Below are 12,593 nucleotides of genomic sequence, written 5' to 3' on the forward strand. Positions count from 1 at the left end.
TCCTTCGGCATCCACCCGACCGTCGTTACACGAAAGCGGCAGGAACGCTTCCGCGGTCGCGCGCCTTCCGCGAGCCCGGCCCGTCACATCATCGAGAGGCCTCGCCCGATCGGTCCTGCTCGACCAGGTCGGCGATGTCCTGCGCATCCACCGCATCCATCGGCCGCCGGATCCGCAGGGCACGCGTCGGCGCTCCGGCCCGCATCACCAGCACGATGGTCTCCATGTCGGGGCAGCCGGGATCAGCGCAGGCGATCTCGTTGACCGCCAGCGCATCCGCCTCGGTCAGGCCCAGAGCGCCAATCAGGTCCCGTTTCAGCCGCGCCGCGATCTCCGCGCGCTCGGCCGAGCGCGCGCGCCACGCTTTCAGACTTACGAAAGCCATGCCGAATGGTCATCCCTCTGGCGAAGGTCGCTCTGCTATGCCCGTCCCACGGGGACGCGATGCGATTCGACCGAGCGCGATCCGATCGTGTTGCGCCTTTCAAGGGACCTTGCAAATCGCCCGTTGCGGAGCGTGTCGTCCTGCGCTGAACAGGGCGGTGGGAGTTTTGTGAGAGGCTCTCCTTCGGGTCAAGCAGTCGGCCCCCGATCGTGACCGAAACAAACGACGTGCTCGACCGTAATGCCTGCGCGCGGGCAGAGGACATGAGAAGTTGCGACCCTGGCGAGACGGACCGGGCGACCGGCGGAGCTATCACCACGGGAACCTCAAAGAGGCCCTGATCGAGGCCGCGCGCCGGTTCATCGCCGAACGCGGGATCGGCGGCTTCGCGCTCGTGGACGCCGCCCGCCTTGTCGGGGTGACGCCGGCTGCCCTGTACCGGCATTTTCGCGGACGCGAGGCGCTGCTGGAGGAGCTGGCCGGGCGGGGCTTCGCGGAACTGGCGGCGCGGCTCGCCCGGGCATTGACCTCCCGGGGCACGCCCCTCGAACGCTTCACCCGCATGGGCGAGGCCTACCTGGCTTTCGCCGAAGAGGAGCCGGCCTATTACGCGGCGATCTTCGAGACCCGGGGCATGCCCGCCGAGCCGTCCGACACTGAAGCGCCGCCCGGTCGGCCATCGCCGTTCGACCTGCTGGTCGAGGCGCTGCAGGCGACCTTCGCGGACGGGTTCGGGGGCGTCGCGCCCCGGTTCATCGCGCTCGAAGTCTGGGCGCTGGCGCACGGCATCGCGACCCTCTCGGCCGCCGGGCATCTGCCGCGGGGGCCGGGCTTTCCGGACAAGTACGAGCTTCTGCGCGCCGGGGTGCTGGCCCTGGTCCACGGCGTCGCGCAGCCGGGCGGACCCAGGAACGCGGTCTGACGACCGGACCCGGGACCGAACCCCCGCCCGTATCGGGCCCCGTCACGTTTCGCAGAGATGCCGCCGACGCGTCGCGATGACGTTCGCGAACACGGCCGCCCGGCCTTGAAAGGCCGCCGGAGCACCCGCATGTTAACTCCGTTCACATGAGCAGCGGAGCCAAGCCGTGACCACGCAATCCTCCTCCCCCTGGGCGACCGGCAAGCTCTGCCGCTCCGGCCCATTTCCCCGTCGTTCCCTCGAGATCGGCGCGATCGTCGTCGGCTTCATCTACTGGTGGCCGGTCGGCCTCGCACTCATCGCCTGGAAGTTCGCGGGTTACCCGGCCTTCGCCGAAATGCGAGATGCCGCGCGCCGGGGTGTCGCCGGCTTCGAGGGCGGTGGCCGTTCGGCCTCCCGCTTCGCCCGTGCCTTCGAGGCCGCCAATCGCGGTGGCACCGGCAATGCGGCCTTCGACGCCTATCGCCGCGCCGAGCTCGACCGGCTAGAGGCCCAGCGCAAGGCGCTGGAAGATGAGAGCCGTGCCTTCACGGATTTCGTCGAGGAGCTGCGACGGGCCAAGGACCGCGAGCAGTTCGACGCCTTCATGGCCAAGCGCCGGAGCGAGGGCGGTTCCTTCACCGCCTGATCGCCCCTTTCGGGCGGGACCCGGCCGACAAGCCGGGGCCCGCCCGGGATGCGTTACGCCGCCCGCACCGTGTCGAGGAAGCGGGAGACTTCCGCCGTGAGATGCTCGGACTGGCGCGACAGTTCCGAGGCGGCGTCGAGCACCTGCGCTGCCGATCGTCCCGTCCCCTCGGCGGCATCGGCGACGCCCGCGATGTTGCTGGTGACCTCACCGGTGCCCGCTGCCGCCTGGGCGACGTTGCGGACGATCTCCTGGGTCGCCGCGCCCTGCTCCTCCACCGCCGCGGCGATCGAGGTCGCTACGGTGCTGATTTCCTGAATGCGGGTCGTGATCGTGCCGATCGCCGTCACGGCCTGGCCGGTGGACGCCTGGACCCGGGCGATCTGCCCGGCGATCTCTTCCGTCGCCTTGGCGGTCTGCTCGGCGAGCGCCTTCACCTCGGAAGCGACCACGGCGAAGCCCCGGCCCGCATCGCCGGCCCGGGCCGCCTCGATCGTCGCGTTGAGGGCCAGCAGATTGGTCTGCCCGGCGATCGAGGAGATCAGCCCGACGACATCGCCGATCCGGGCCACGGCGCTGCTCAGCTCATGTACCAGCGCGCTGGTCTGCCCGGCCTCGTCGGCGGCGCCCTGAGCGAGCTTGGCCGAGCTGTCCATCTGCCGCCCGATCTCCTGGACCGACGAGCCCAGCTCCTCGGCGGCGGCCGCCACGGTGTTGACGTTGCTCGCCGCCTCCTCCGCCGCCGAGGCCACGGCGTCGGACTGGGCCGACGTCCGCCCCGCCATCGTCGACATCGCACTCGCGGTCGCCTGGAGTTCGGTGGCCGATGACGAGACCCGCCCGATGATCCCGCCTACCGCCTTCTCGAAGTTCTCGGCCATCTGACGCAGGGCCGCCTTGCGCTGCTGCTCCGCGGCGACCCGCGACTGGGCCGCCTCCGCTTCGAGCGCGCGGGTGCGGATCAGGTTGTCCTTGAACACCTCCACGGCGGCAGCCATCGCGCCGATCTCGTCGCGCCGCTCGCGCGCGGGCACCGCCACGCCGGTATCGCCGCCGGCAAGCCGGGACATGACGTCCGTCATCCCTTGGATCGGACGTGAGATGCGCAGCAGGGAGAAGGTCGCAGCCCCGAGCGCCGCGACGACCGAGAGGACCACGTTGACCCACGCGGCCGCGGAGGCCGTCTTGGCCCGCGCGACGGCCTCGCCGACTTCTCGGGTCGCGTTCCGCTCGTTCAGGGCGACCAGGCGGGAGAGCGTGGCCCGGGCGTCGTCGTAGATCTTGACCGTGTCGGCGCCGCTGAGCAGGGCCAGCGCCTCCGCCTGCTTCCCGGAGGCGATCATGCGGCGCATCTCGCCATCGACCCGCTCGTAGCGGCTCCAGAGTTCCGCGAATGCATCGTACAGGCTCCGCTCGTCGGCGCCCGAGATCAGAGCCTCGTAAGCCTTCCGACGCTCGCTGAGCTGCGCGAGCGTTGCCGCAAGCTGAGCCTCGCCGGCGCGCAGGTGCTCGGGATTGTTGGAGAGCGTCATCAGGCGAAACTGCTTGATACGCACCTCCGAGGTGGCGACCTCGACCTCGTTGATCCGGGTCACGGACGGCAGCCAGTTGCCCGCGACGTCCGTCATCGACTGCCGGATATCGGCCAGCTCGATGATCGATAAGCTTCCCTGTCCCACCGCCATCAGTGCAAACAGCCCAAAGATCGCGGCAAGTGTCGTTTTGAGGGAAACGGTGAGGCGCATAGCTGTGACCGAGTTCACGGGGACGGCGCCAGCTAGCAGCCCGTGGTTCTCTTTGGAAAGACCTTGGCGGAGGCGAGTCCTGTTTAATCCGCGGCCTGACGGGAAATTTATCTGCTCTGCTAATATTAGATGTGAATGGTTATTTTCTTGCCTTCTATGGCATTGAGGGTCGTGTCCAAAAATTGTGTTTCTCGGGTTCGAAATATCCTCACGCTTCGCCCAATCAAATTCGATTGGACTTGCTGAGACGAAGAAGAAAATATTTTTGACGTGCCGCGGCGGGTGCTCGCCGTAAAGTAGTACTAACTCGCAATCGCACGACCTGCGCACTAGGCCCGAACCGGTCGGACCCGTCGCATCGTCGCGGCCCGAATATGCATATTCGCGCCGCTCGACGTTGCACCTCGGTGCACGCTCCGGCATTCCTGCCCCGGCGGAATGGAGGGATGTGCGATGCCGACGGGTCGGGTCACGGTGGTCGATCACCCTCTGGTGCAGCACAAGCTCACCTATCTCCGGGACAAGGACCGGTCGACGAAGGGTTTTCGCCAGCTGCTGAATGAAATCGGCATGTTGCTGGCCTACGAGGTCACGCGGGACCTGCCGCTGGAGCCCGTCACCATCGAGACGCCGATCCAGCCGATGGAGGGGCGGCAGATCCAGGGCAAGAAACTGGTCTTCGCCCCGATCCTGCGGGCCGGGATCGGTTTTCTCGACGGGATGCTGTCGCTCGTCCCCTCGGCGCGGGTCGCCCATATCGGGCTGTACCGCGACCCGGAGACGCTCGAGGCGGTTGAGTACTACTTCAAGGCGCCGTCCGATCTCGCCGACCGGACCGTGCTGGTGCTCGATCCGATGCTCGCCACCGCGAATTCCGCCATCGCGGCCCTCAACCTGCTGAAGGCCCGGGGCGCCTCGGACCTGCGCTTCGTCTGTCTGCTGGCGGCCCCGGAAGGGCTCGCCAAGTTCCAGGCCGCGCATCCGGATGTCCCGGTCTGGACGGCCGCCATCGACAGCCACCTGAACGACCACGGCTACATCGTGCCCGGACTCGGGGATGCCGGCGACCGGATGTACGGCACCCGGTAGGTCCGCGCTCCCGGCGCGGTCGGCCGCAGAGGACGATCGCCGTTCCGGGCGGTGTTACTCGTTCCGGCCGGATGCACATTGTATTCACCTCGACGAATGCTACAAAAATCGTCCGGCCCCCGATGCGACGCCACAAGCCGCACGGCCCGGAGGAGGAAACAGCATGGCGATGGATCGCAGCGTGACGAGCCGGGCTCTGGCCCTGCTGGCGGCGGCCGGACTCTTGGCGGCGGGTGAGGCGCGGGCGGCCGACCCGATCCGGATCGGGGTGATCGCCGAGGCGCAGTCGGTGGTTGGTGCCTCGATCCCGCAGGCGGTCCAGCTCGCCGCCGACGAGATCAACGCCAAGGGCGGCATCGACGGCCGCCAGGTCCAGGTGGTCTCCTACGACGACAAGAGCTCGGCCTCCGACGCCGTCCGGGCGTTCCAGCGCGCGGTCTCGGAGGACAAGGTCCACGTCGTCATCGCCAGCTACATCTCCGAGGTCGTGCTGGCCCTGATGCCGTGGTCGGCCCGCCTCAAGACCCCGATGATCACACCGGGCGCGGCCTCCAACGAGATCAGCCTCGCGGTCCATAAGGATTACGCCCGCAACAAGTACACCTTCCACGGATACCTCACCTCCGCGGCGTTGGCGCAGTCGATCTGCGACTCGACCAAGGACATGCTGCTCGACCTGATGAAGGTGAAGACGGCGGCGATCATGAGCGAGGACGCCGCCTGGACCCGCCCGCTGGATGCCGGTTACGAGAAATGCCTGCCCGAGATCGGCGTGAAGGTCGTCGACCACATCCGGTTCTCGCCGGATACGGGCGACTTCACCCCGATCTACAAGAAGATCGAGGCGGGCAAGCCCGACCTGATCGTCACCGGCATCTCGCATGTCGGCGTGCAGCCCACCGTGCAATGGCGCAACCAGCAGGTGCCGCTGGCCATGACCGGCATGAACTCGCAGGCGACTTCCTCGACCTTCTGGGCCAACACCAATGGGGCGACCCAGGGCGTCATCTTCCAGAGCATCGCGGTGCCGGGCGCCGCGATCACCGACAAGTCGCTCGCTTTCAGCGAGGCGTTCAAGAAGCGCTTCGGCAGCGATCCGTCCTATGCCGGCTACATGGCCTACGATCAGGTCTACTACACCGCCGACGCGGTGAAGCGCGCCGGTAGCACCGAGGCCGACAAGCTAGTCGACGCCCTGGAGAAGACCGACTGGGTCGGCACGGTGGGCCGCACACAGTTCTACGGCAAGGACGATCCGTTCACCCACTCGATCAAGTACGGGCCGGGCTTCGTCACCGGCCTGATGGCGCAGTGGCAGGACGGCAAGCAGGTCGCGATCTGGCCGACGAGCCTCGCCCAGGGCAAGATCGTGCTGCCCCCATCCGTCAAGGCCGCAGCGCGCTAGGCTCACGCCAAGGGGGCGCGTGCTTGCCAAGCGCCCCCATTGCCGCAAGTACAGCCGGACCGCGCCTCCGGGCCCGGCCCGGAATTCGCACGCGTTGAGGATGCTTCGATGGCCAGCACTGCCCTGCCCGAGACCATGCGCCGGATCCATTTCACGGGACCGGGCGGGCCGGAGGTGATCGCCGTCGAGACGGCGCCGCTGCCGAGCCCCGGGCCGGGCCAGGTGCTGATCGAGGTGGTCGCCGCCGGCGTGAACCGCCCGGACGTGATGCAGCGCGCCGGCCTGTACCCGCCGCCGCCCGGCGCCACCGAGATCCCGGGCCTCGAAGTCGCCGGCCGCGTCGCTGCGCTCGGCGAGGGCGTCGACACTCTTACGGTCGGCGAGGAGGTCTGCGCCTTGGTGATCAGCGGCGGCTACGCCGAATTCGCCGTCGCCGAGGCGTCCCATTGCCTGCCGCGCCCGAAGGCCCTGTCGCTGGTCGACGCGGCCGGTCTGCCGGAGACCTTCTTCACGGTCTATTCCAACGTCGTGCAGCGCGGCCGGCTCGCCAGGGGCGAGAGCTTCCTGGTCCATGGCGGGTCGAGCGGCATCGGCGCCACCGCGATCCAGATCGCCAAGCATGTCGGCGCCCGGGTCTTCGCCACGGCAGGGTCGGCCGAGAAGTGCCGGTTCTGCGAGGAGCTCGGGGCCGATGCGGCGATCGACTACAAGCAGGCGGATTTCGCCGAGGAGATCAAGCGCCTCACCGACGGGCGCGGCGTCGACGTGATCCTCGACATGATCGGCGCGAGCTACCTCGCCCGCAATCTCAAGTCCCTGGCCCCCGACGGCCGGCTGGTGATGATCGCCCTGATGGGCGGGTACAAGGTCGACGGCCTGAACATCACCCCGATCATGCGCAACCGCCTGACCTTCACAGGCTCGACCCTGCGGCCCCGCCCGAAGGCCGACAAGGCCGCGATCGCAGACGGGCTGCGCAGGGATGTCTGGCCGGAGCTCGAGGCCGGACGGATCCGGTCGGTCACCCACGCCACGTTCCCGCTGGAGCAGGCCGAGAAGGCCCACGCATTGATGGAGTCGAGCGCCCATCTCGGCAAGATCCTGCTCACCACCGGTCGTTGACCGGCGCGATCGGCAGGAACCCGCTTCGACGGCGCCGCGTTGGCGGCCGGTAACGAAATCGTGTCGCGCGCGCCGCGGTCGAGCGGGAGGAACTGGATATGGCCGAGAAACTCAATCAGCAGGAAAGCCGGCAGGGTGAGCGCGGCAAGCCCGTGCTGTGGGTCCTGGTCGCCAGTCTCGTCCTCCTGGCGATCGCGACCGTGGGCTTGCTGACCTGGAACGGCGCCAACTCGCCGAAGGATTACGCCAGCCAGAGCCAGGACGCGTCGCGGCGCGAAGTGACCGGCTCGGTCAACGGCCAGTCCGGCGGCGCGACGCCGTCGAACAGCAGCGCGGTCCCGGGCGGCAACCCGTCCTATCCGCAGCCGGCCCAGCCGAACGCGAATGGCGGCACCGCGAAGTGAGAATGTGATGAGAGGCGGCGCCCGGCGCCGTCCCGCCTGACGATCGATGCCGGCGCCTCAGCGCGTCGGGATCGGCGTCGGCCCGCGATAATCGTAGAAGCCGCGCTTGGCCTTCCGGCCGAGCCAGCCGGCCTCGACATATTTCACGAGAAGCGGGCAGGGCCGGTACTTCGAATCGGCGAGCCCCTCGTAGAGCACCTGCATCACCGACAGGCAGGTATCCAGGCCGATGAAGTCGGCGAGCTGGAGCGGGCCCATCGGGTGGTTCGCGCCGAGCTTCATGGCGGTGTCGATCGACTCGACCGATCCGACGCCCTCGTAGAGCGTGTAGATCGCCTCGTTGATCATCGGCAGCAGGATGCGGTTGACGATGAAGGCCGGGAAATCCTCCGACATCGTCGAGATCTTGCCGAGCTTGGCGATGAACGCCTTGGCCGATTCGTAGGTCGAATCCTCGGTGGCGATGCCGCGGATCAGCTCGACGAGCTGCATCACCGGCACCGGATTCATGAAGTGAATGCCGATGAACCGCTCCGGCCGGTCGGTCGCCGCGGCGAGCCGGGTGATCGAGATCGACGACGTGTTGGTCGCCACGATCGCGTCGGGCCGCAGCGAGGCGCAGAGGCTGGAGAAGATCTCGCGCTTGGTCGCCTCGTTCTCGGTTGCGGCCTCGATCACGAGGTCGGCCGGGCCGAGATCGGCGAAGCTGTGAGCCGGCTTGATCCGCGCCCGGATCGCCCGGCTCTCGGTCTCGTCGATGGTGCCCTTCGAAACGAGCCGCGACAGGCCGCCATCGACCGCGGCCAGGCCGTTCTCGAGCCGGTTCGGGTCCCGGTCGTTCAGCAGCACATCGAGACCCGCGGTGGCGCAGACCTGCGCGATGCCGCTCCCCATCTGGCCCGCGCCGATGATGCCGACCCGCTTGATCTCCATGTCCATCTGTCGACCTGTGCCCCCATACGGACGTTGCTGCGCGACTGCCCAGAGGGGGTCGACTGCGCCAACGCCGCGGCCCGTGCGGAGACGGGCCGTCCCAGACTTCTAGACCATTCTTGTTCGCAGAAGGAACCCGCGGAAACGCCTGCGGCGACAATGCTGGCCCGGTGAACCCGGCCAGGCCAGCCTTGTCGTTACTGGCCCTTCGCCTTCCCGATCTCCGACTGCAGATCTGGCACAACCTGGAATAGGTCTCCGACCAGGCCGTAATCCGCGACCTGGAAGATCGGTGCATCCTCGTCCTTGTTGATGGCGACGATGACTTTCGAATCCTTCATCCCGGCGAGGTGCTGGATCGCCCCGGAGATGCCGACCGCCACGTAGAGGTCGGGCGCCACGACCTTGCCGGTCTGGCCGACCTGCCAGTCATTCGGCGCGTAGCCGGCATCGACCGCGGCCCGCGAGGCGCCGACCGCCGCGCCCAGGACGTCCGCCAGCGGCTCGATCAGGGCGTGGAATTTCTCCGAGGAACCGAGCGAACGGCCGCCCGAGACGATGATCCGGGCCGAGGCCAGCTCCGGCCGGTCGGACTTGGCGATCTCCTCGCCCTTGAAGGTCGAGCCGCCGGCTTCCGGCGCCGCAGCCGAGACGGCTTCGATGGGAGCGGCCGCACCGCCCTCTTCGGCCGCCTTGAACGCCGCGGTGCGGACCGTGATCACGGTCTTGCCGGCGGGGATCTGGACGGTCTGGATGGCATTGCCCGCGTAGATCGGCCGCTCGAACGTATCGGGCGCGACGACCTTGATGATGTCCGAGACCTGCGCGACGTCGAGCAGGGCGGCCACACGCGGCAGGACGTTCTTGCCCGTGGTCGAGGCCGAGGCGATGATGATGTCGTAGGGCTCGGCGATCGACGCGATCAGCGCCGCCACGGGCTCGGCGAGGTCGTGGTCGTAGGCCGCGTCCTCGGCGTTCAGGACCTTCTCGACGCCGTCGAGCTTGGCTGCCGCCTCGGCCACCGGCTTCAAGCCGCTGCCCAGCACGAGGGCGTGGACCGGCGCGCCGATAGCCTTGGCGGCGGTCAGCGCCTTCAGCGTGCCGTCCTTGATCTGGCCGTTGCCGTGCTCGACGAAGAGGAGAGTCGTCATGTGCGCGTGAACCTCGGTTGCGGCTGGCCGCGCTCGACCGTCTCGACGGGAACGCGGCCCAGCTCAGGAAAGAATCAGATGACGCCGGCTTCGACCTTGAGCTTCTGCACGAGTTCGGCCGCCGACCCGACCTTGACGCCCGCGGAACGTCCCGGCGGCTCAGCGGTCTTGAGCACCTTGAGCCGCGGGGTCACGTCGACGCCGAGACCCTCGGGGCTCAGCTCCTCGAGCGGCTTCTTCTTCGCCTTCATGATGTTCGGCAGGGAGGCGTAGCGCGGCTCGTTCAGGCGCAGATCGGTTGTGACGATCGCCGGCAGCTTGAGGCTCAGGGTCTGGAGCCCGCCATCGACCTCGCGGGTCACGTCGATGCTGCCGTCGCCCGGCTCGATCTTGTACGCGAAGGTGCCCTGCGGCCAGCCGAGCAACGCGCCCAGCATCTGGCCGGTCTGGTTGGAATCGTCGTCGATCGCCTGCTTGCCCAGGATCACGAGCTGGGGCGTTTCCTTCTCGACCACGGCCTTCAGGAGCTTGGCCACGGCCAGGGGCTCGCAAGTCACGTCGGTCTTGACGAGGATCGCCCGGTCGGCGCCCATGGCGAGCGCGGTGCGCAGGGTTTCCTGCGCCTGCTGCGGGCCGATCGAGACAGCCACGATCTCGGTGACGGTGCCCTTCTCCTTCAAGCGGATCGCCTCCTCGACGGCGATCTCGTCGAAGGGGTTCATCGACATCTTGACGTTGGCGAGCTCGACCCCGGAGCCATCGGCTTTCACGCGGATCTTGACGTTGTAGTCCACCACCCGCTTGACGGGCACCAGCACCTTCATGGCGGTCTCGATCCTTCCCCGGGGATTCTTGTCGTCGGACCCGCCGGTCCCTCGCGCGTTCGGCGCTCAGGCTGGGCAGGCACGCAAAGCGGGCGGACCGTAACGGCCACATTTCCGCCTTGTCAACGCGGCGTCGTCGAGCGTCCCGGGAAAGGCTTCGTCGGGCTCACGCAGTCTTCATCGCCGCACCGGGCGGCGATTCGGGTCAGCGATTGGCGCCCGGCACCCACAGCACGTCGTCGGCCCCGTCGGCATTCGCGGTCCGGCTCGCCACGAACAGGAAGTCGGAGAGGCGGTTCAGGTACTGGATCGCTTCCGGCGAGACGATCTCGTCCTCCCGGTCGGCGAGGCTGACCGCCAGGCGCTCGGCGCGCCGGCAGACGGTCCGGGCGAGGTGGAGCGCCGCGGAGGCCGGGGACCCACCGGGCAGGACGAAGGATTTCAGCGGCGGGATCGTCGCGTTCAGGGCGTCGATGTCGCGCTCCAGCCGCTCGACCTGGCTGGCGACGATGCGCAGCGGCTCGTAGGGCAGGGGCTCCGGGCTCGGCGGGGTGGCGAGGTCGGCGCCGAGATCGAACAGGTCGTTCTGGATCGCCCCGAGCATCCGGTCGAGGGCGCCCTCCGTATGCAGGCGGACCATGCCGATGCAGGCATTGGTCTCGTCGACCGTGCCGTAGGTGTCGACCCGCAGGTCGGCCTTCGACCGGCGCTGCCCATCCGCCAACGCGGTGGTGCCCTTGTCGCCGGTGCGTGTGTAGATCCGGTTGAGCTTGACCACGGGAGCTGCGCCTCGAAACGGCCGCCACGCCGGCGGGGCCGTGAACGGTAGGGCGTAGAGCCCTTCCGCTGGCGGCGCAATCGGCCGCGATCTTAGAACGTGTAGCCGATCTTGCCGCCAAAATTGGTCAGGCCGCGGTTGTTCGCGCAGAGCCCGGCATTCGACATGTGCTCAACGGTCGCCATGACGCTCCAATGCTCGGTCAGGCGGTAGCCGAGTGCCGCCGCCTCGCGGAACATCGGCGAGCAACCCAGAGTGTTGAAGCCGTAGGGCGTCTGCGCCTTGGGCCCGGTATAGCCGTTATGGGCGACGCCGCCGAAGAAGCCGTCGAGGAATACGCGCCGGCCGAAGGTCTCAGGGAACAGGTCGACGGTCCAGGTGGCGCCGAGATAGGCGTAGCTGGTCCGGCCGCCGGTGTTGTAGCTGCCGCCCACCGTCGGGCGCGGCACGAAGGCCTGCCAGAACGGATCGGCGCTGACCTGCGGCTTGGCGAACAGGATCTCGCCGTTGACGTTGGCCTTGCTGAAGCCCGGGAGCTTGCCCTCGGCGCTGCCGGGATCCTGCACGGAACCGCCGATGCGCACCTCCGAGACGATGCTGAGCGGCTGGGCCGGTGCCGCGTAGGCCACCGGCCGCAGAGGCGCATCGGCCGCGAAGGCCGGCAGGATCGCCGCACCGATGATGAGGCTGGCGGTGCAGAGACGGAAGGCGGCAATCATGGGGCTCGGCCGGTTAGGCAAGTCGGTCTGGCTCAACCGACCGTAGCACGGGCCTCGCTCCAGCCACCGGCCAATTCATCCCGCTCCCCCGCAAAAGGCGGGCGGTGCGGCGGCACGGTCACACCGGCGCATTCTCGCGCGCGATGGTTGCCGACTTATCGCCGCGGGGCGCGACCCTCAGGCCGAGCGCCACCAGACGACGCCCATGATGATCAGGATCGCCACGAATTGCAGCAGCACCCGCAGCCGCATGAGCTTCTGGGAGAGGTTGGCGTTGCCGCCCCGCATCATGTTGGCGAGGCCGAACACCAGGACCACGGCGACCGCCGCGCAGGCGACGAGAACGAGCAGATTGGACGACATGGGAGGCGGGATCCGAACCCGGCGGGCGCCGGGAACCGGGGCGCCGCCGCTTGGCGAGACGAGAGGCGTTCAACGCGGGCTGCCGAGGGAAATCCGGGTCGGCGCCCGCGGGCGTTCGAGGGAGA

The 12,593-nt window shown here is 68.4% G+C and carries 14 protein-coding genes; 6 read left to right on the forward strand and 8 right to left on the reverse strand.

Annotation, left to right across the window (positions count from 1 at the left end; translation table 11 throughout):
* Window positions 1-88: 88 nt before the first annotated feature.
* On the reverse strand, window positions 89-385 hold the full coding sequence (locus tag WYO_RS26920; protein WP_007568703.1) for a hypothetical protein: 297 nt from the start codon (window positions 383-385) through the stop codon (window positions 89-91).
* Between the two features lie 271 nt (window positions 386-656).
* Here WYO_RS26920 and WYO_RS26925 point away from each other — a divergent pair, with 271 nt between their 5' ends.
* The gene (locus WYO_RS26925; RefSeq protein WP_007568705.1) at window positions 657-1,307 is read left to right on the forward strand and encodes a TetR/AcrR family transcriptional regulator; all 651 of its coding nucleotides are present in this window, start codon (window positions 657-659) and stop codon (window positions 1,305-1,307) included.
* Window positions 1,308-1,473: 166 nt separating this feature from the next.
* Entirely contained in the window at window positions 1,474-1,935 is a 462-nt protein-coding gene (locus WYO_RS26930; protein WP_007568707.1) for a DUF2852 domain-containing protein, read from the forward strand.
* Window positions 1,936-1,988: 53 nt separating this feature from the next.
* On the opposite strand, the gene WYO_RS26935 is transcribed toward WYO_RS26930, so the two are convergent.
* Window positions 1,989-3,680, reverse strand: a complete 1,692-nt coding sequence (locus tag WYO_RS26935) for a methyl-accepting chemotaxis protein (protein ID WP_007568709.1) — start codon at window positions 3,678-3,680, stop codon at window positions 1,989-1,991.
* Between the two features lie 453 nt (window positions 3,681-4,133).
* Between WYO_RS26935 and upp the strand changes: the two genes are divergently transcribed.
* From upp to WYO_RS26955, 4 genes are all read left to right on the forward strand, one after another.
* Entirely contained in the window at window positions 4,134-4,769 is a 636-nt protein-coding gene (gene upp, locus WYO_RS26940) for a uracil phosphoribosyltransferase (protein ID WP_007568711.1), read from the forward strand.
* A gap of 163 nt (window positions 4,770-4,932) precedes the next feature.
* A complete protein-coding gene (locus WYO_RS26945; protein WP_007568713.1) occupies window positions 4,933-6,174 on the forward strand; it encodes an ABC transporter substrate-binding protein in 1,242 nt (413 codons plus the stop codon).
* A gap of 108 nt (window positions 6,175-6,282) precedes the next feature.
* On the forward strand, window positions 6,283-7,296 hold the full coding sequence (locus WYO_RS26950) for an NAD(P)H-quinone oxidoreductase (protein ID WP_007568715.1): 1,014 nt from the start codon (window positions 6,283-6,285) through the stop codon (window positions 7,294-7,296).
* A 98-nt stretch (window positions 7,297-7,394) separates the two neighbouring features.
* Window positions 7,395-7,700 carry a hypothetical protein gene (locus WYO_RS26955; protein ID WP_007568717.1) on the forward strand — a complete coding sequence of 102 codons (306 nt, stop codon included), beginning with the start codon at window positions 7,395-7,397 and terminating at the stop codon, window positions 7,698-7,700.
* 57 nt (window positions 7,701-7,757) lie between these two features.
* Here the strand turns inward: WYO_RS26955 and WYO_RS26960 are convergent, their stop codons facing one another.
* The 6 genes from WYO_RS26960 to WYO_RS26985 all read right to left on the reverse strand — a co-directional run bounded on the left by WYO_RS26960 (window position 7,758) and on the right by WYO_RS26985 (window position 12,468).
* Complete coding sequence (locus WYO_RS26960; protein ID WP_007568718.1) at window positions 7,758-8,639, reverse strand: 3-hydroxybutyryl-CoA dehydrogenase; 882 nt, start codon at window positions 8,637-8,639, stop codon at window positions 7,758-7,760.
* A 191-nt stretch (window positions 8,640-8,830) separates the two neighbouring features.
* A complete protein-coding gene (locus WYO_RS26965; protein ID WP_007568720.1) occupies window positions 8,831-9,784 on the reverse strand; it encodes an FAD-binding protein in 954 nt (317 codons plus the stop codon).
* Between the two features lie 74 nt (window positions 9,785-9,858).
* Window positions 9,859-10,608: an electron transfer flavoprotein subunit beta/FixA family protein gene (locus WYO_RS26970; RefSeq protein ID WP_007568723.1), complete on the reverse strand. Its 750-nt coding sequence runs from the start codon at window positions 10,606-10,608 to the stop codon at window positions 9,859-9,861.
* A gap of 205 nt (window positions 10,609-10,813) precedes the next feature.
* Window positions 10,814-11,386 carry a cob(I)yrinic acid a,c-diamide adenosyltransferase gene (locus WYO_RS26975; RefSeq protein WP_007568726.1) on the reverse strand — a complete coding sequence of 191 codons (573 nt, stop codon included), beginning with the start codon at window positions 11,384-11,386 and terminating at the stop codon, window positions 10,814-10,816.
* A 92-nt stretch (window positions 11,387-11,478) separates the two neighbouring features.
* On the reverse strand, window positions 11,479-12,105 hold the full coding sequence (locus WYO_RS26980) for an acyloxyacyl hydrolase (protein WP_007568728.1): 627 nt from the start codon (window positions 12,103-12,105) through the stop codon (window positions 11,479-11,481).
* A gap of 177 nt (window positions 12,106-12,282) precedes the next feature.
* Window positions 12,283-12,468 (reverse strand): twin transmembrane helix small protein, encoded by a 186-nt coding sequence (locus WYO_RS26985; RefSeq protein ID WP_007568730.1) that lies wholly within the window; start codon window positions 12,466-12,468, stop codon window positions 12,283-12,285.
* Between the last annotated feature and the right edge of the window lie 125 nt (window positions 12,469-12,593).

Source organism: Methylobacterium sp. GXF4 (assembly GCF_000272495.1).
Classification (GTDB): Bacteria; Pseudomonadota; Alphaproteobacteria; order Rhizobiales; family Beijerinckiaceae; genus Methylobacterium; species Methylobacterium brachiatum.